The 17,318-nt window shown below is 55.0% G+C and carries 15 protein-coding genes; 11 read left to right on the forward strand and 4 right to left on the reverse strand.

The window, feature by feature from the left end:
• Positions 1 to 14: 14 nt before the first annotated feature.
• The 7 genes from D777_RS01565 (at position 15) to D777_RS01595 (ending at position 10,981) form a co-directional block, all read left to right on the forward strand.
• Positions 15 to 2,105, forward strand: a complete 2,091-nt coding sequence (locus tag D777_RS01565) for a type VI secretion system Vgr family protein (protein ID WP_081849438.1) — start codon at positions 15 to 17, stop codon at positions 2,103 to 2,105.
• On the forward strand, positions 2,105 to 5,455 hold the full coding sequence (locus tag D777_RS01570; protein ID WP_051668913.1) for a toxin VasX: 3,351 nt from the start codon (positions 2,105 to 2,107) through the stop codon (positions 5,453 to 5,455). The genes D777_RS01565 and D777_RS01570 overlap by 1 nt, the downstream gene beginning before the upstream one ends.
• Complete coding sequence (locus tag D777_RS17780; RefSeq protein ID WP_036128127.1) at positions 5,452 to 6,522, forward strand: hypothetical protein; 1,071 nt, start codon at positions 5,452 to 5,454, stop codon at positions 6,520 to 6,522. The genes D777_RS01570 and D777_RS17780 overlap by 4 nt, the downstream gene beginning before the upstream one ends.
• Before the next feature lie 56 nt (positions 6,523 to 6,578).
• Positions 6,579 to 7,454, forward strand: a complete 876-nt coding sequence (locus D777_RS01580; protein WP_036128128.1) for a hypothetical protein — start codon at positions 6,579 to 6,581, stop codon at positions 7,452 to 7,454.
• A 185-nt stretch (positions 7,455 to 7,639) separates the two neighbouring features.
• Positions 7,640 to 8,716: a hypothetical protein gene (locus D777_RS01585; protein WP_036128130.1), complete on the forward strand. Its 1,077-nt coding sequence runs from the start codon at positions 7,640 to 7,642 to the stop codon at positions 8,714 to 8,716.
• A 56-nt stretch (positions 8,717 to 8,772) separates the two neighbouring features.
• Positions 8,773 to 9,648 (forward strand): hypothetical protein, encoded by an 876-nt coding sequence (locus D777_RS01590; RefSeq protein WP_036128131.1) that lies wholly within the window; start codon positions 8,773 to 8,775, stop codon positions 9,646 to 9,648.
• A gap of 262 nt (positions 9,649 to 9,910) precedes the next feature.
• A complete protein-coding gene (locus D777_RS01595; protein ID WP_036128134.1) occupies positions 9,911 to 10,981 on the forward strand; it encodes a hypothetical protein in 1,071 nt (356 codons plus the stop codon).
• A gap of 7 nt (positions 10,982 to 10,988) precedes the next feature.
• On the opposite strand, the gene D777_RS01600 is transcribed toward D777_RS01595, so the two are convergent.
• A complete protein-coding gene (locus D777_RS01600) occupies positions 10,989 to 11,900 on the reverse strand; it encodes a DUF1853 family protein (RefSeq protein ID WP_036128136.1) in 912 nt (303 codons plus the stop codon).
• Between the two features lie 80 nt (positions 11,901 to 11,980).
• Between D777_RS01600 and D777_RS01605 the strand changes: the two genes are divergently transcribed.
• Genes D777_RS01605 through D777_RS01615 form a run of 3 tightly spaced genes read left to right on the forward strand, consistent with a single transcriptional unit; the run spans position 11,981 to position 14,207 of the window.
• Entirely contained in the window at positions 11,981 to 12,421 is a 441-nt protein-coding gene (locus tag D777_RS01605) for a VOC family protein (RefSeq protein WP_036128140.1), read from the forward strand.
• Between the two features lie 45 nt (positions 12,422 to 12,466).
• Positions 12,467 to 13,846, forward strand: coding sequence for a hypothetical protein (locus tag D777_RS01610; RefSeq protein ID WP_036128143.1), 1,380 nt, complete (start codon positions 12,467 to 12,469; stop codon positions 13,844 to 13,846).
• A complete protein-coding gene (locus tag D777_RS01615) occupies positions 13,833 to 14,207 on the forward strand; it encodes a hypothetical protein (RefSeq protein WP_036128146.1) in 375 nt (124 codons plus the stop codon). Before D777_RS01610 ends, D777_RS01615 begins: the two co-directional genes overlap by 14 nt.
• Before the next feature lie 43 nt (positions 14,208 to 14,250).
• On the opposite strand, the gene D777_RS18290 is transcribed toward D777_RS01615, so the two are convergent.
• A complete protein-coding gene (locus D777_RS18290; RefSeq protein WP_036128149.1) occupies positions 14,251 to 14,778 on the reverse strand; it encodes a cold-shock protein in 528 nt (175 codons plus the stop codon).
• Positions 14,779 to 14,937: 159 nt separating this feature from the next.
• On the opposite strand from D777_RS18290, the gene D777_RS01625 reads away from it, so the two are divergent.
• Positions 14,938 to 15,156, forward strand: coding sequence for a SlyX family protein (locus D777_RS01625; RefSeq protein WP_036128152.1), 219 nt, complete (start codon positions 14,938 to 14,940; stop codon positions 15,154 to 15,156).
• 9 nt (positions 15,157 to 15,165) lie between these two features.
• Here the strand turns inward: D777_RS01625 and dapE are convergent, their stop codons facing one another.
• A complete protein-coding gene (dapE, locus tag D777_RS01630; protein WP_036128156.1) occupies positions 15,166 to 16,302 on the reverse strand; it encodes a succinyl-diaminopimelate desuccinylase in 1,137 nt (378 codons plus the stop codon).
• Positions 16,289 to 17,317 (reverse strand): 2,3,4,5-tetrahydropyridine-2,6-dicarboxylate N-succinyltransferase, encoded by a 1,029-nt coding sequence (gene dapD / locus D777_RS01635; protein ID WP_036128159.1) that lies wholly within the window; start codon positions 17,315 to 17,317, stop codon positions 16,289 to 16,291. The genes dapE and dapD overlap by 14 nt, the downstream gene beginning before the upstream one ends.
• Position 17,318 lies beyond the last annotated feature (1 nt).

Genomic DNA, 17,318 nt, shown 5'->3' on the forward strand with positions numbered 1-17,318 from the left:
CAGGGAACGAAGACATGCCCCAGGCAAGCGGACTGCAGTTCACCGCCCGTGTAGGTGAACTCCCCCAAGATCTATTCGCCGTGGTTGGCTTTGCGCTGACCGAAGGCCTCTCCGACCTCTTTCAGGGCCGGCTCGAACTGGCCAGCACCGATCCTTCGATCCAGGCAGCCGATGTGCTGGAACAGCCCGTGGATTTGATGGTCTGGCAGGATGGCGCGCCGCTACGGCGCTTCACCGGCGTGGTCAACGAATTTGCCCGCGGGGAGACCGGCCATCGGCGAACCCGCTACGAACTGGTGATCCAGCCACCGCTGTGGCGCCTGGGCCTGATGCACAACAGCCGCATCTTCCAGACCCAGAGCACCGACGCCATCCTGCGCACCCTGCTGGAAGAACGGGGCATTGTGGACACCGTCTTTGACCTCAAACGCCCCCCGGAAGAACGGGAATACTGCGTCCAGCACCGGGAGAGCGATCTGGACTTCATCAACCGGCTGGCGGCCGAAGAAGGCTGGCACTACCGCTACCAGCACGGCAGCGTGGATGGCGCAACCCAACCCGGCTTGATCGTCGCCGATCATCACGGCGATGCCCCGAGACTGGATAACGTGGCCTACAACGCCAAAGCCGGAGGCAGCACCAAGCAGCCCTGCGTCTTCCGCTTTAGCTATCAGGAACGGGTTAGAGCCGCCTCCGTCGCCATGAAGGACTACACCTTCAAGAACCCCGCCTACGCCCTGATGCACGAACAGACCAGCGGCAACCTGAACCAGCGGGACGATTACCAGCACTACGACTACCCCGGCCGCTTCAAGGCCGACGCCTCGGGCCAGCCCTTTACCCAGACCAGGCTCGACGCCCTCAGAAACAACGCCAGCACCGCCAATGGCGAGAGCAACCGACCAGACTTCACCGCCGGAGCCAAAGTCGCACTCACCGACCACGACAGCGAGACCCTGAACCGGGAGTGGCTGCTCACCGCCATCACCCACACCGGCAAACAACCCCAGGCCCTGGAAGAAGAAGGTGGCAGCGACCCGACCAGCTACCACAACGAGTTCAGTGCTATCCCGGCGGACAAGACCTGGCGCCCCATCTGCGAACACCGCCCCCTGATGGACGGCCCCCAGATCGCACTCGTGACCGGCCCGGACGGGGAAGAAATCCACTGCGACCAGTACGGCCGGGTCAAAGTCCGCTTCCCCTGGGATCGATACAGCCAGAACGACGAACACAGCAGCGCCTGGCTAAGAGTCAGCCAGGGCTGGGCCGGTGGCCAGTACGGCTTCATGGCCCTGCCGAGAATCGGCCACGAAGTGATTGTGTCCTTCCTGGACGGCGACCCGGACCAGCCGATCATCACCGGCCGGACCTACCACGCCACCAATACACCGCCGTATTCACTGCCGGAACACAAAACCCGGACCACCCTGAAAACCCAGACCCACAAAGGCGAGGGCAGCAACGAACTGAGGTTCGAGGACGAAGCAGATCAGGAACAGATCTACGTTCATGCCCAGAAAGACCTGGACCTGCTCACGGAAAACAACCGCACCGAAGTCATCAGGAATGACAGCCATCGGACCGTCGAAAATCACGAATTCAGCCGAATTCAGGCAAACGAACACTGCACAACCGACGGCGAGAATCGGCTCTCTGTCGGCGCAGACTGCAGCCAGATCATCGGTGGCTCCCTGCACCAGAAAACCGGCTCGGTTACGGCCAGCGAAGCGGGCACCGAAGTGCACCACAAGGCGGGCGCCAAAGTGGTTCTGGATGCCGGTGCAGAACTCACGATTGCCGGCGGTGGTAGCTTCATCAAGCTGGACCCGAGCGGCGTGACCCTGAGTGGCCCGGGCATCAAGATCAACTCCGGGGGAAGTCCGGGGACTGGGAGCGGGCAGGGGGCGAGTGGGGCGGAGTTGCCTGTTTTGCTGCAAAGCGATCATGGCCAACGTGTGGAACCTGTTAACTTGCCTATCGCCGAGCAGCGGGATTCTTTTGTCGCGGAAGGTCGAAAGAAAAGACTGATCGTCGACATCATCGGCGGTGGCGATGAAATCGAGAAAGTACGAGCTATTAAAAACAACGGGGAGACAACCTGATGTCAGAAGTGGAGTTTCAGGAAGAGGCTCGGGATCAATCAGTATTCAGACATGCTGACTATGATGAGGCCTCCCCGGCCGACTTGGTGTTGGATATTCCCAAACGTGAAGGTGGCACCATGACTCTGCCGCTGCTTCAGCTAGCTCGATCGAACGAAGAGCGTGAGGATGTTCAGGAGAATACCCTGATGCGTGTTAAACCAGTTGCCGAGCTTTGTAACAATGCGCCCGTCAGATCCGGCGGCGTTGTGACCTATACAGGACGCGGTGTTGCCCTGCTGCGCCCCGGCTATGTCTACGTTTTTCAAGGCAACAAGCTTTGGCGAGAACTGGAAGTTCGCCCTGACGGACAGATGAGCGATATTGATCTGGCGAGCTCTCGTCCGTCAGAGCCAGACAATGCGCCTTCAGAGAAGCGGAAAAGTGAGGGCGAATGGAGCGCTGACCTCCTCATTCCCGCTTTTTTGCAGGGCCAGGGGGTTATGCATAGCTATCGGATAGCGTTCAGTGAAACACAGTGGAGTTGGCGATATATCTTCGCCCTGGAGGACGATACCCTGCGGCTCAACAGACGAAGCGCAGGTATTGCTCCTGCCTATGCGGCTATTCAACCCGGAGACTCAAAAAGTCTTCTAACTTTTGACCGGGGGTTCCCCGCCCAAACCATTGACTCCGTGCCGCCCCTAAGGCCTCGCGATCTGGGTGTGGAACTGATGTTGGAACAACCGCTCGATTTCACGCCCAGCTTCGAGCAGCCCGAAGCGGACGAATTGTGCCAGCGCCTTGCCAACCGATTGACCTCACTCACCGAGGAAGGCGAAGAGGCGCCCAATCTCGATATCAGCTGCGCAGCCGGTGATGACGCCTTGGAGGGGCTACGGGATAAACAGGGCGTTGTATGCATTGCCGTCGCCGACCCGCTTTTCCAGGTACGGCACTCCCTCGCCCAGATCCATCAGGCCCTGCAGTATCTCGATGCGCTAGAAATGAGCCTCAAAGGCCAACCTTTGGTGCATTCTGCATCGCTGATTCGTCAGGCCGTCTTCGATCCCCGCCCTGATGGCTCAAATCCTCTGGCTTCGTACCGCGACGCCGTGGACCGGGATAAGCTCAACGACACCCTGGAAACCAGCGAACGTGAATATGCCGCCAACATCATCAATTCGCACGTCGGCAAACTAAAAGCATTGATGGAGTATGGGGAGTTAAATACTGTCCTCGCCGACTACCTTGAGCAGGATGGGATCGGGGTCTGCGAGGCCTATGGCGTGTGCGCCGATCTCCTGAACAGTCTACAGAAAATCCCAGACATCCTCGCTGGGCACGGTATCGAAGAAGAGAACAATGTGCTGGCTTCGCTCAATCGATGGATTGGCGACAGCCACTGGCTGGATGTCTGGTCTCCCATCGAACCAACCAATGAGGCCGAGAATTCCCCTTACGCACGCCTCCAGCGGCTGGCTACCGATCAAGTGGACATTGGCGACGACCACCTGGATCAGTTGCACTTGCAGTCCCTGGCGATGCTGGAGAAACAGACCCAACAGGCCAAGGCCGACAGCCAGTCTGCCGAGCAGGACGTCAAACACGTCGGTCAGGTCGGAAAACTGATGACCGACGTTCTAGGTGAGTGGAGCGCCGCCCTGTTGGCAGTTGTTCGAAAGCTCATTGAGGACGGCGATGTCGAGGCCGTACACGTGCCACGCATCATGCAGGGTGTCGCGTCCGTATCGGCGATTAGTGATCCGAACCTCCAGGGAATCGAAGTCATGCGCCGTGGCGCCGTGGATCTGAGCCGCCAGACGATTGTTGGCGTCTACGGTGAAGGTATTAAATACGGGTTAACGGATCTTGATCGCGCCAACCTGTTACAGCGCGGGAAGGACTATCTCTACGCAAACCTGTTGAACCGGAGTGGCGATGTCACCGGTTCCACAAGCACCAGACAAGCGGCCGAAGCCATAGAAGAGGGCATTAAGAAAGTTTCGATGGACACTTGGGTATTTACCGTTCCTTCAGGTCACGCAGAGGCGCAGAAGCTCAGTTTGTTTAAGGTGGACTTTGCCAAACGGGTGGGGAGTATTGTGGATGGGCCAGCTGTTTCAAAGAGCTTGGCAACCTTAGCCATTTTCAATTTGGGCCTTGAAATAAAGGGCCTCAACGATGCCGTGAAAACTAATCAAGACTATGGCCTCCCTCTTTCTAAGATAACAGGCGCATCCGTCGACCTGCTAGCTGCATCAATGAAACTAAGAATAGTAACCGCTGAATTATCTGGAGCCAGTCTAACTAGCACGTCGAGATTCTATCAATTCTCGAATCGACTACTTTTTGACATGAAAGGAGTCCCAGTAATTGGTCCCCGATTGTTGAAGGTAGGAGCACCTACACTCGTTCGCACCGTTGGCGCGATTTCATTTGCCGGGGGAGTGTTAGCCATAGGCATTAGCGCCTGGGATATGCGACTCAGTCTATCCAAAGGGGACACTGATGCCGCCATGGGCCATGCCATAGCTATGGTCGGAGGAAGCATATTCCTGGCCGCTCCATTAATGGCAGGACTCCTGGCCATTCCTGGCTGGGGATGGGCCGTTCTGGGAATTAGCATGGCTGTCGGCGGCTCACTATTCGCAGACAACGCGAAAGACGACGATTTCGAGCGACTCCTCAAGAACGGCCCTCTGGGCGCTCACCCGATTGACTATGATCCCATGCCGTCGGACGTGGATTACTACGGTCAGCTACTCAGCATGCTGAACCCGGTTCAAGCAACTGCACAGCGCTACGCCGATATTGAACCAGATCCGGCACTCACCCACGGTAACCCAGATTACGCGCCCCAGCCTGATGACTATGTCATCACCTTGACGACCCCATTGATCAGCCAACTGCGCCACATTGGAGAATGTCGACCAGGAGAACCCGCTCGCACCTTCAGCATCGTCGTGCAGGAAGTTGCCTATTCAGAGAGCCAGGTGGACGGCCCGCCAGGGATCGGAACCATTCGCCAGGAAACCCAGTCCCATGTGACAAACTTGACTCGGATAACAGCCCGCCAGTCGCTCCCTGAACAAAATGCCATTCGTTTTCTCGTTAAACGCGAACTTCAGAATAGCTCCTACGCGAGCTATTCCCACAAACTCTCTACCCAAACAACCGCACGCATTGCCCTGCAAGCGGCCATTGCATCGGAAGCGGATACAATTGTTTATCCTACTCCTATGCTTGAATCGTTCGCACCTTACGACCCTATTGCCCACGGTCACGCGCCACCGAAAGAGCGGAGCTTTTGGGACCCACACTCCAATGCCACCGTACCGTACTGGTTCGTTACTGAGGTTGAGGCATGACTTTCGAAAACACCACGCGATACGCTGACAGGGCACTAAACTCGAAGTCCATTCCACCTCTGCCCGACAGCAAGAAGCGAACTCGGGCAGGAGACGAACTCCAGCCCTGGTTTGACTATGCCACAATCAATCCCTGCGAAAAGATCATCACAGACGTAACTGAAGTCCAATCGGTAGAAGTCGAAGGTGTAGACTTCGAAAATGACGATTGGTGGGGATGGAACCACCAGCGAATAAAATTCGTTAACGGTAAAACGGGTACTAGAGCTTTAGTTGTCCTAATTCCTTATGTGTGGACTGTTTTTCTTGTTGGTTTCGTGCCCATCGTAACTGGTTGGCTCACCATAAATTTCGTTAAGGGATTGGGCTTTCCTGCACTATTGACAACATTGACTACCGCTGCAATTTTAATTGCCTCACTGATTGTTGGGGTTCTTGCTCTTCCGGCGACAACAAACTGGATAATGAGTAAAGGGCTCGGAGTCATTCTTAAACCGTTTGAAAATACCCTCCAGAAAAAGGTCGACCGCTCTCTCGCCGACGGCATGAGCGAGTTCAACCGCGTCACCGGACAAGCCAAATTCGCTTTGGGCAAAGGCCGCTATTTCGAAGCCCCGTTTATCGAATTTGACGCCTACGTTGAGCGGGTGATCCAGCGGGGCGGCATCTTTTACCGCCTGATGTTCGTCCATCGGTACACCGGCAAGATCTTCAACAAAACCTGGCTCAGCGGCGTCGAAGCCAGCAAGAACGAAGTCCTTGCGCTTTGGGATATGCTGCAACGGTTTATGGATGTCTCTCAGCCGATCCCTGACATGCCAAGATTTGAGCCATTTCGTCATCTGGATCCAGTAACGGCGGAGTACGATCGCAAAACCAATCGTCCTCCCCGCTACTGGCGGGATCTGGACCTGGAGGCCTGGAAATCCGGCGAAGGCGCCAAACTGGCCACGGCCCAAGCCAGATATCCCTGGAGGCGCAGGGTCTGCAAACTCACCCCGAAGCTGGGCCAAGTTGACATGGCGACCTATCGTGAGCAGCGCCCTTCGTCCGCGAGTGTCATTTAGGAAGCGCGTATCATTCTATGTTCTGGATGGAAACGACGTAGAGGAACTGGGTGTCGATGAGCGACTCACCTTTGAACTGTGATTTGCCGGTTTCGGACATCGAGCAGCAACTGGATAAGCGCTGGTATCGAACCCATGGTGAACGACTTGCTAGCCCTCCTGCGCGTAAAGTGGCGGGGGTGTCCGACTCTTCGAAAGAACAGGACTTCGGTGTTGCTTATATCAGTGACAAGTTTATAGACGTTCGCACGTTTTATATGATTTTTCGACGAGGTCAGCTAATTTTTATAAATCTGTTCATGATAGCGGCCTTGTCTATCATGTGGGTGATTGGTCAGTTCTATTACGGCGTGTTTACGGCATCCGCTGCCCTGTTTGTGCCCCTTTGGGCAGCGGTTTACCTGTTTGAGATTTTTGCGCCGCTTACGCTACCGGTGCGGATCGACCGGCAGGATGGCTTCGTATATGTGGGACACCGAGGCACCTTCTACCGGATACCCTGGGATAAGCTGGAGGTGAGTTTTTCTCACAATCTACAGTATCTGGGCTCCGGTGTGATGTGGGAGCGACAGTATTATTCTCACCTCTATCTGCGCGAAAAATATTACTTTTGCGGAAAAGCACCTAAACGAGCGCTATATCGCAAAAAAATCTCTTCCACGTTTAATGAAGAGATGATGTATCAGCGATGGAACTTTATTGTTAGATACTATAACGAAGGAGTCAGTGAGCATGATCTTGATATTCTTGCTACAGCCAATTATGACTCTTATGTAAAGGCAGTTGGGTTTAAGTCATTGAGAGTTTTTCTAATAGATCATTTTTTCTTTGTTGTTTTTATGCCGACGATGATTTGGTGGAAGTTTAGCCCCTTCAAGTATAAATGGCCAAAGGAAATCGAAGCCGTTTTTGGGAAGATCAATTACTACTGACACTACGGAAACACCTTATCTCCATGGCGGAAGGTGCGTCATTCTGGATGGAAATGACAGAGCGGAACTGGGTGTTGATGAGCTGCATCCAATCATAGGCGATCGGCGTCTGGTAGGTGCAGCGGGTCCATATGGAGTATGAGGCCTAGCCTGCAAACATGTGCTGTATTTACAAGGAACGTGAGATGGTTGAACCCCAGGAAGTAGAAGGGTTTTCGGCAAGTGCCTTTCGGGCAAATGGAATCGGCCCCTTGCCGGAATCCCCGAGGAAACGGTTCCGTACCGGTGAAGAGCTTCAGCCTATTGGTTCCTATGCGGAGACCATCCCCTACCTTCGCACGATTCAGGACGTCGAAGCGCTTCAGGATAAAGAAAAAGAGGATCCAGAGTTCAAGGACACAGAGTGGTGGTCGGATCACCAGCGGATTCGGTTTTTGAATGGAAAGTTAGGTTTTAGGTTTTTAATCCTTTTGCTACCGATAACTTGGATCTTGGTACTCGTCGTTGGGGGTATGGCTGTCGCGGGCTGGGGGATCCTTGCGATGGCAGAGTACTACAGCATGCCTGGCCTGTTAGTAGGCATAATCGGTTTGATTTTAATACCAGGATGGATGTTGTTCGCGCTGGTGATTGCGAGGCCTACCACCAACTGGCTCATGAGCACCGGCATAGGTTTCTTCGTCAAACCCTTTGAAAAAAACATCAGCAAGAAGGTGGACGACACTCTGGAAGACGGTTGCAGCGAGTTCAACCGCGTCACCGGTCCGGTTCGCATGGCCCTGGGGCGTGGCCGTTATTTCGAGGCCCCGTTTGTGGAATTTGATGCCTACGTGGATCGGGTGATCCAGCAAGGCGGCATCTTCTACCGGCTGATTCTGGTGCATCGCTATACCCAAAAGTCCTTCCACAACACGGCGTTCAGTAGCATCGAATCCAGCAAGTTCGAAGTGCTGGCGCTTTGGGATGTTCTCCAGCAGTACATGGACGTGAGTCAGCCATTGCCCGACACACCCCGGCTGGAGCCATTCCGGCATCTGGACCCGGTGACCGCCGAGCATGACAAGAAAACAGGGCGCAATCCCCGCTACTGGCGTGATCTCGATCTGGAAGCCTGGAAAGAGGGCGACGGCTGGAAAGAGGTGCATCGCCGGCAGTGCGAATACCCGTGGGAGCAGCGTGAGTGCAAGCTCACTCCAAAACTGGGCCAGATTGATATGGCGACCTATCGTGAGCAGCGCCCTGCGTCCGCGAGTGTCATTTAGTAAGCGCTTATCATTCTATGTTCTGGATGGAAACGATGTAGAGGAACTAGGCGTTGATGAGCGACTCACCTTTGAACTGTGATTTGCCGGTAACGGACATCGAACAACAACTGGAAAAACGTTGGTACCGTACCCATGGTGAGCGGCTTGCTAGTCCCCCTGCGCGAAAAGTGCCGGGGGTGACCGATTCGTCAGATAAGGTGAGTTATGGTGTAGCCTACATCAGTGGCCGAATAGTGGATATTAGGACAGCCTTCTTGATTTTTCGACGGGGTATGCTCCCCATTATCAATTTGTTTATGGTCGTTGCACTTTCCATCATGTGGGTGATCGGTCAGTTCTACTACGGGGTGTTCATGGCATCTGCGGCACTGTTTGTGCCTCTTTGGGTAGCAGTCTATCTGTTTGAAATCTTCGTTCCACTTACCCTGCCAGTAAGAATCGACCGACAGGAGGGCTTCGTGTACGTGGGGCACAGGGGGACTTTCTACCGAATACCGTGGGGCGAGCTGGAGGTGAGCTTTTCCCACAATCTACAGTACCTGGGATCTGGCGTGATGTGGGAGCGACAGTACTATTCCCATCTTTATCTACGCGATAAATATTACTTTTGTGGAAAGGCACCTAAAAGAAGCCTGCAGCGCAAGAGGATTTCTTCCACGTTTAATGAAGAACTGATGTATCAGAAATGGAATTTTATCGTTAGGTATTACGTCAAAGGGATGGTTGGTGAGGACGTTTCTAATTTATCCAAAATTAATTATGACTCATGCATCGACGCCGCGAATATTAAATCTACCAAGGATTGGCTTGTTGAACACTTTTTCATGGCAGTATTTATGCCAACAATTATTTGGGCGAAGATCTCTCCATTCAAGTACAAATGGCCGAGAGAAATAGAAACCATATTTGGTAAGAACAACTATCACTGATCTGCGGAGTCCTTCCTGCTCCCTGCTGTAGGGATGGCTAAACCTTCACGGGACTTGTCGTTATTGATGGAAATGACGTAGAGGAGCTGGGCGTCGATGAGGACTCACCTTTGAACTGTGATTTGCCGGTTTCGGACATCGAGCAGCAATTGGAAAAGCGCTGGCATCGTACCCATTGCCACGCGCCATCGAGAGAACGTAGTGGTTGGGATCCGCATTCCAATGCCAAAGTCCCATACTGGTTCGTCACCGAGGTTGAAGTATGACTCTCGAAAACACGGAGCGATACGCTGATGGTGCGTTGAACTCAAACGATATTCCGCCGTTGCCCGATAGTAAGAAGCGAACTCGGGCGGGAGATGAGTTACAGCCTTGGTGTGACTACGCCACGATCAATCCTTGCGAAAAGATCATCGCAGGCGTAGTTGACGTCCAGTCCTGCGAGGCCGACGATGAGGAATTTTATAAAGACGAGTGGTGGGGCTGGACTCATGAGCGTCTCCGCTTCCTCAATAATAAACTGGGACTCAAAGCGCTCGCCTTTGCACTCCCATTTGCCTGGATCGCCACCATTTTTATAACCCTGTTACTTCTGTTTTTGGAGGCCATGGATTGGCTCATCTACACCGTCGAGGCCTCAGATATATTGATTACTATATCCGTACTCATCGGAAGTTTTGGTTATCTTGCTTTGTCCCTCTATCTCGTATATCTGACGACAAACTGGGTCATGGAAAAGGGCGTTGGAACCTTAATAAAGCCGTTTGAGAAAATCCTCCAAAAGAAGGTCGACAACTCTCTCGCCGACGGCATGAGCGAGCTCAACCGCGTCACCGGACAAGCCAAATTCGCTTTGGGCAAAGGCCGCTATTTCGAAGCCCCGTTTATCGAATTTGACGCCTACGTTGAGCGGGTGATCCAGCGGGGCGGCATCTTTTACCGCCTGATGTTCGTCCATCGGTACACCGGCAAGATCTTCAACAAAACCTGGCTCAGCGGCGTCGAAGCCAGCAAGAACGAAGTCCTTGCGCTTTGGGATATGCTGCAACGGTTTATGGATGTCTCTCAGCCGATCCCTGACATGCCAAGATTTGAGCCGTTTCGTCATCTGGATCCAGTAACGGCGGAGTACGATCGCAAAACCAACCGTCCTCCCCGCTACTGGCGGGATCTGGACCTGGAAACCTGGAAATCCGGCGAAGGCGCCAAACTGGCCACGGCCCAAGCCAGATATCCCTGGGGGCGCAGGGTCTGCAAGCTCACTCCAAAACTGGGGCAGATTGACATGGCGACCTACCGCGAGAAGCGCTCTGCGTCCGCGAGTGTCATCTAGGTATCATCTATCCTGGGGAGGCATTGGGCCACGAGCCAGGAACAACAAAAATTCGCTCCACCTCGCACCATTGCTGGAGCGCTTCATCGTAGGCCAGTTTGGCGAAGAGCCTCGGGATGTTGTCCTGCTCAATCAGCGCCAAGGCTTTCGCGGACTCGCTCTCAAGAGGGCGTTGTGATTGAGTCCAGGGTCCTATCCAGTGGGGCTTGAGCAGTTGCACCCAGCACGAGGTGTCTTCATAGGGCGTTGCGCTGGCATACACCCAGCGGCCTCGCAGGTGATCTCGGGGCGCGCTTGAAGGGGCGGCGATTGCTGGGGTGTTTGGGTAAAACAGGTAGCCTGGCATGAACACTCGGGCCGTCAACTGCGCGTCTATGTGGTGTTTTTGCAGGAGCGCCTGGGTTTCCGGTTCTCGGGTCCTCTGACTCTGATGCTCTAGAAGGCTATGGGTTTTCAGGTCCAGGCGGTCCCGGGCGTTGGGGCCGTACCACCAGTTCTTGCCATCACTTTCGGTAACGCCAAGATAGTATTTGATCGCGATTTCGTGATGCTCAATGCGATCATCCGTGGTGTTGAGTACTACGAAATCCAGTTCGCCCAGTGTTTTCCCGCCGGACTGTATCTGGGCGTTCTTGAGCAAGATTTTCCAGCCGAGAAGGTCGGTGAGCAGGGCCTCATAAAGCTGCTCGAAGTAGAAGCCCAGCCGGCGTTTCGGAGGCTCTTTAAGGATGGTTGGCCCGAGGTCGGGATTGCGGTCCCATTGCAGAAGAATATCGAGGTAGTCCTCTGGCAGGTAGCTGGATGGCTGAAAGGTCATCGATGACTGAGTCAGCTGCGGTGCGCCGCATAGCCAGGCCAGGTGGCGAATGGCCGGATTGTGAAATGCCACCAGTTTTCGGTTTTGGTCGGATAGTTCCATGGCCCAAGAATACCGTAAACTGTCCGGAAGGCGAGGGTGAATCCCTTATTCTGGTTCGTCACCTGTATTGAGGAGCTGTTATGGAATATCTGCATACGATGATTCGGGTGAGTAACCTGGACGATACCCTGCATTTCTTTTGTGATCTGCTGGGCATGAAGGAAATCAGCCGGAAGAGCAGCGAAAAGGGCAGGTTTACCCTGGTTTTTCTGGCAGCCCCGGGGGATGAGGCTCGTGCGCGCGAAGACAAGGCGCCAATGGTTGAGCTGACCTATAACTGGGATCCGGAAGAGTACACCGGCGGCAGGAACTTCGGTCACCTGGCCTATCGCGTCGACGATATCTACGCGATTTGTGAGCACCTGCGGGCAAACGGGGTGACGATTAATCGTCCACCGAGGGACGGCTACATGGCGTTTATCAGGACGCCTGACAACATATCAATTGAGTTGTTGCAGAAAGGGGATGCGTTACCAGCGAAGGAACCCTGGGTCAGCATGGAGAATACGGGTTCCTGGTAACGGCTAGCCTAGAAGGAATATAACCAACACAACATGGAGTGAGTTATGGAGGAGTGGCAAGGATGCCTGGCTCCCCACTGCCAGACGGCCCTGGTCAATGCCAGGGGAGACGTCGAGCGGCGGGGTGGCTGTGTGATAACGGTTGAGGACTATCTGCTGGCGCTGTTGGATGATTGTCCTTCAGTTGCGAGCTTTCTGCGCAGTTGCGGGATCGATATGGATGAGTTGGTCCGCACGATTCAATGTGAACAGCCGATTGTGACTGAAGTCGGGGGTGAGGGGCTGCTGTCATCGCAGCTGATTGACTGGTTTGCATCCGCTCGCCAGATCAACGAATCCCCCTGGCTGGATTGGCCAGTGCTGCTAGAGGTTCTTACGCACAAGGTCGAACGCTTGCAGAGTAAGGCCTATGTCGCCGTCCTGGAGCTTGTGCAACAATGGCCCCGCAGTAGTGACCCCGGTGTATCCCGGGATATTGAGGATCATACCAGCGCTCCTGTTGTTGTCGCCGAACCCGCTTGGGTAACACTTGCCGAAGAGGTTGGCGTGACACTGTCGGCCAATCCTTCCAACTTTGTCTGGGTCAGAGGGGAGCGGGGTTCCGGCAAATCCTGCTGGCTGCAACATCTCTTGTCGGTGCTTAATCTGGACACCCTGGAACTGGATTTACGCCGTGAGTCCGATGTGCTTGCCAGTGATGTCCCGGTTGTTCCATCGGATAATGACGCCCGTTGGCCTGTGCTGATTCTCGATAACACCTCTCCCTCTGATCTGATGGCACTGATGAGCAAGCCTGAGAGTGTGTCTGCGGAGCTTGTGTCGTCCTGGCAGGGGCCAATGCTGTTAATCGGCCCAACGTCCAGTGATGGTGAAGAAAGGGTGCTGTCCCGCTGGCTGGGAAGAAGCTTTGATGTCTTTGATATGCCCTCCTGCAGTCCGGCGCACCGCAAGACGATCCTGGTGGCACACCAGGCAGCGATCGAAAAACGCTGGAATGTCGAGCTTCCGCAATCGGTCATACAGTACGCTGCGACTCGTCAGAGCCGTTGTGTTGCGAGCCCGGGCGGCATGCTGCAGTGGGTGGAACGTGCGGCTGCCCGGCTCGATATGCTTGCTCGTCGGGGCCCCGGCGAGAGTCTGGTGATGGCGGGCAGAGAGGATTCCCTGAACCGGCAAAAGCTGGTTGCCCTGGCGCGGGGTGAACCTGTGTCAGATCTTGATGGTTCTTTGGATGAGTTACGGCTTCAGCAAACGGCGGCAGACGTCGCCTGGCAGGAGAGGAAGTCGGCCAACAGACTTCGTCGTCTGACGATTGAGGACCTGCGGCGCGAACTTGAACGATGGGTTGCAGCCCGCCCCGGGCCGGTTCACTATGTGCTGCATCGAGAACATCAGGACGGAGACCCCATAAGTGCAGGATCTTGAAATATATGTGCGTGATTTAGAGGCTGGCGGAGTATCGCAGTGGCTCGGCAATCACTTGGATGAACTGGAACTTGATGACAGCGATGTCTCTTCGGTTATGAAAGGCAGCGCGCTTTATGACGGCACTCGCATCCGGATTACCCTTTATCCCGGTGCATTCGGTAAACGTTACACCTCTTTGGTGATTGAGGGGGATGCGTTGCCGTGGAACAGCGATCTGGACTGCGCGAGAAGTGCCTGGCGTTCAATGGACACGGAAATCCGGTGTAGTTCCGGGGAATGGCAGGAAGGGCAACCGGTAGAGGATGAGAAGTGGTGGCGCCTGGATAAGCGTGGAGAGCAGCTGGTCGTCTGGAATTGAAAAAGGCAGCCCGAAGGCTGCCTTTTTAGTTTGACTGAGTGAATCAGTCACTCAGGATGGATACGTTGTCTGCCTGCAGGCCTTTATCGGCCTCAACGACATCGAAGCGCACCAGTTGGCCCTGACGAAGCACACGACGACCGCGGCCGCGGATGGCGCGGAAATGCACAAACACCTCGTCCCCACTATCACGAACGATAAAGCCGAAGCCTTTTTTGACGTTGAACCACTTTACTGTGCCCTCTTCATCGCCTTCCGGGCTGCTCTCATCGTAGTCACCTTCGTCCTCATCCGCGTTACGCTGCGGGCGTGACTGGGCGCGACGGGGGCTGCTCTGTGCAGATTGCTGCTTGCTGGCGATGGCCACAGCAAGGAAACCGGCAATACCGAAAAGCACCAGCGTGATGATGTAAGCCGCGATGCCCCGGGTGCTACCAAGAGCTTCAATGACTTCACCTGCTGCAATGAGGCGAAGCGGTTCTGGCGTGGATGTCAGAATAAAAGCCAGGATGAGCGGGGCAGGAATGGCGATCAGGATGGCGACAAGGATCGCTTTGGCTGGATTACGCATTTACTGAAACTTCTCCATTTTATTAACGCTAACGATAAAGAACCGGATATCAGGTAAACTCACGACTCCGGCCGGTGAAAACCGCCATCTCCGGAAAAATTACGGCGAGGGCGGCAAAAGCGGAATATTACCAGATTACACTGAGTACTGACCAAACCCATGACACAGAAAGATCTCGAAACCCGGATGGATGAGCTGGAAATGCGTGTTGCGTTCCAGGACGATCTCATCAACACCTTGAGTGAACAGGTGGCGAAACAGGAGCTGGAGTTGAGAGAATTGTGGGAGGCGAAGCAATTACTGCACAAGCAGCTGAAGGAAGTGTCGCCGTCGAATATCAGAAGAGAGGAAGAGGAAACGCCTCCTCCCCACTACTGATTGCTTCGGTCAGGCGAGAAGTTCTATCAGGATACGCTCGTAGATGTCTGAAAGCGTGTCCAGATCATCCGCCTTTACGCATTCATCTACCTTGTGAATGGTTGCGTTGATCGGGCCAAGCTCAACCACCTGTGCGCCGGTCGGCGCAATGAAACGGCCGTCGGATGTACCACCGGAGGTGGACAGCTCGGTCTCACGGCCCGTAACAGCGCGAATCGCTTCCTGACTTGCAGATACCAGCGCACCCTTGTCGGTGAGGAATGGGCGACCGCTCAGGTGCCACTGGAGGTCATACTTGAGGTTGTGCCGATCCAGGATCGCAACCACGCGCTCTTCCAGGCTCTCCGCCGTGTTTTCGGTACAGTATCGGAAGTTGAAATGCACCGTGCATTCACCGGGAATGATGTTGCTGCCTGTTCCTGATTCTATTTTAGTAATCTGGAACGTGGTGGGCGGGAAGAAGTCATTCCCGTTATCCCAGAACTCCTTCGCCAGCGCATCCAGCGCCGGGGCTACGGAATGAACCGGGTTCTCCGCAAGGTGAGGGTATGCCACATGTCCCTGAATGCCTTTGACGGTAAGGTAGCCATGCAGGGAACCCCTGCGGCCATTCTTGATGACATCACCCACGTCATGAGTACTTGAGGGCTCGCCGATCAGGCACCAGTCCATTTTCTCGTTGCGCGCCTCAAGCGTTTCCACGACCTTGACGGTACCGTCCTGTGCCGGACCTTCCTCGTCGCTGGTGATGAGCAGGGCGATCGACCCGCGGTGATCCGGGTGCTTCGCCACAAAGCGTTCGCAGGCGGTGATGAAGGCAGCAAGGCTGCCTTTCATGTCAGCCGCGCCCCGACCGTACAGGTAGCCGTCCTGAATGACGGGCTCGAACGGCGGGTGAGCCCAGTTCTTTTCCGGGCCGGTGGGCACGACATCGGTGTGTCCTGCAAACGCCAACACCGGCCCCTCCGAACCCTTACGGGCCCAGAGGTTGTCGGTCTCGCCAAAGCGCAGATTTTCACCGTTGAATCCCAGCGGCGCCAGCCGCGACATCATCAGTTCCTGGCAGCCAGCATCATCCGGAGTAACGGATGGGCGACGGATCAGGTCGATAGCCAGATCAATGGTCTTGGAATCAGTTGTTTGCATGCAGCTCTTCATTCAGCTCGATGGCGGATTTGTTGGTTTTGCACTCCACTGCGCCAGTCTGGCTGTTACGACGGAACAGCAGATCCGGTTTGTTGGCCAGGTCCCGTGCCTTGATGACTTCAACCAGTTCGTTGTTGTCGTCCAGGAGGGCAACTTTGGTACCGGCTGTGATGTAGAGGCCAGCCTCGACCTTGCAGCGGTCACCGAGCGGAATGCCGATACCGGCGTTGGCACCGATCAGGCAGTTCTCGCCCACAGAGATGATGATGTTACCGCCGCCAGACAGGGTACCCATGGTAGAGCAGCCACCACCGAGGTCGGAGCCTTTGCCAACCATAACGCCGGCCGAGATGCGGCCTTCGATCATGCTGGTGCCTTCGGTGCCAGCGTTGAAGTTGATGAAACCTTCGTGCATGACGGTTGTGCCTTCACCAACGTAGGCGCCCAGGCGCACACGGGAGGTATCTGCAATTCGAACACCCTTAGGTACAACGTAGTCGGTCATCTGTGGGAACTTGTCCACGGATTTGACTTCCAGGGTCCGGCCTTCAATTCTTGCCTGGAGCTGACGCTCCTGCAGTTCGTTCAGGTCAACGGCACCTTCGTTGGTCCACGCCAGGTTCGGCAGCAGGCCAAAAATACCGTCCAGTTTCAGGCCATGGGGTTTGGCCATGCGGTGAGAGATCAGGTGCAGCTTCAGGTACACCTCCGGCGTGCTGGATGCTGTGTCGTCAGTCTCCAGAATGGTCACTACCACCGGGCGTGAGCTGCCTGAGGCTTTCTCGGCCAGAGCGGCCTGGTCGTTCTGACCGGCCTGGCGAAGGGCGCTTGCCAGCTGGGCCAGTTGCTCAGCAGTTGCGCTGATTGCCTGGTTGCCGCCCTGGTAATTCAGAGCATTCTGAACCACCTCTATCAGGGTGTTGTCGGGTGTCATGACCGGCTGCTGGTAGAAGACTTCCAGCCATTCGCCCTGGTTGTTCTGGGTGCCGATACCGATACCGAATGCAAAACTCATC

It is taken from the genome of Marinobacter nitratireducens (assembly GCF_000708045.1).
Taxonomy (GTDB): domain Bacteria; phylum Pseudomonadota; class Gammaproteobacteria; order Pseudomonadales; family Oleiphilaceae; genus Marinobacter; species Marinobacter nitratireducens.

Coding starts and splice junctions, on each gene's coding strand:
- D777_RS01565 (WP_081849438.1), top strand. CDS start 15: ATGCCCCAGGCAAGCGGACTGCAGTTCACCGCCCGTGTAGGTGAACTC.
- D777_RS01570 (WP_051668913.1), top strand. CDS start 2,105: ATGTCAGAAGTGGAGTTTCAGGAAGAGGCTCGGGATCAATCAGTATTC.
- D777_RS17780 (WP_036128127.1), top strand. CDS start 5,452: ATGACTTTCGAAAACACCACGCGATACGCTGACAGGGCACTAAACTCG.
- D777_RS01580 (WP_036128128.1), top strand. CDS start 6,579: ATGAGCGACTCACCTTTGAACTGTGATTTGCCGGTTTCGGACATCGAG.
- D777_RS01585 (WP_036128130.1), top strand. CDS start 7,640: ATGGTTGAACCCCAGGAAGTAGAAGGGTTTTCGGCAAGTGCCTTTCGG.
- D777_RS01590 (WP_036128131.1), top strand. CDS start 8,773: ATGAGCGACTCACCTTTGAACTGTGATTTGCCGGTAACGGACATCGAA.
- D777_RS01595 (WP_036128134.1), top strand. CDS start 9,911: ATGACTCTCGAAAACACGGAGCGATACGCTGATGGTGCGTTGAACTCA.
- D777_RS01600 (WP_036128136.1), bottom strand. CDS start 11,900: ATGGAACTATCCGACCAAAACCGAAAACTGGTGGCATTTCACAATCCG.
- D777_RS01605 (WP_036128140.1), top strand. CDS start 11,981: ATGGAATATCTGCATACGATGATTCGGGTGAGTAACCTGGACGATACC.
- D777_RS01610 (WP_036128143.1), top strand. CDS start 12,467: ATGGAGGAGTGGCAAGGATGCCTGGCTCCCCACTGCCAGACGGCCCTG.
- D777_RS18290 (WP_036128149.1), bottom strand. CDS start 14,778: ATGCGTAATCCAGCCAAAGCGATCCTTGTCGCCATCCTGATCGCCATT.
- D777_RS01625 (WP_036128152.1), top strand. CDS start 14,938: ATGACACAGAAAGATCTCGAAACCCGGATGGATGAGCTGGAAATGCGT.
- dapE (WP_036128156.1), bottom strand. CDS start 16,302: ATGCAAACAACTGATTCCAAGACCATTGATCTGGCTATCGACCTGATC.
- dapD (WP_036128159.1), bottom strand. CDS start 17,317: ATGAGTTTTGCATTCGGTATCGGTATCGGCACCCAGAACAACCAGGGC.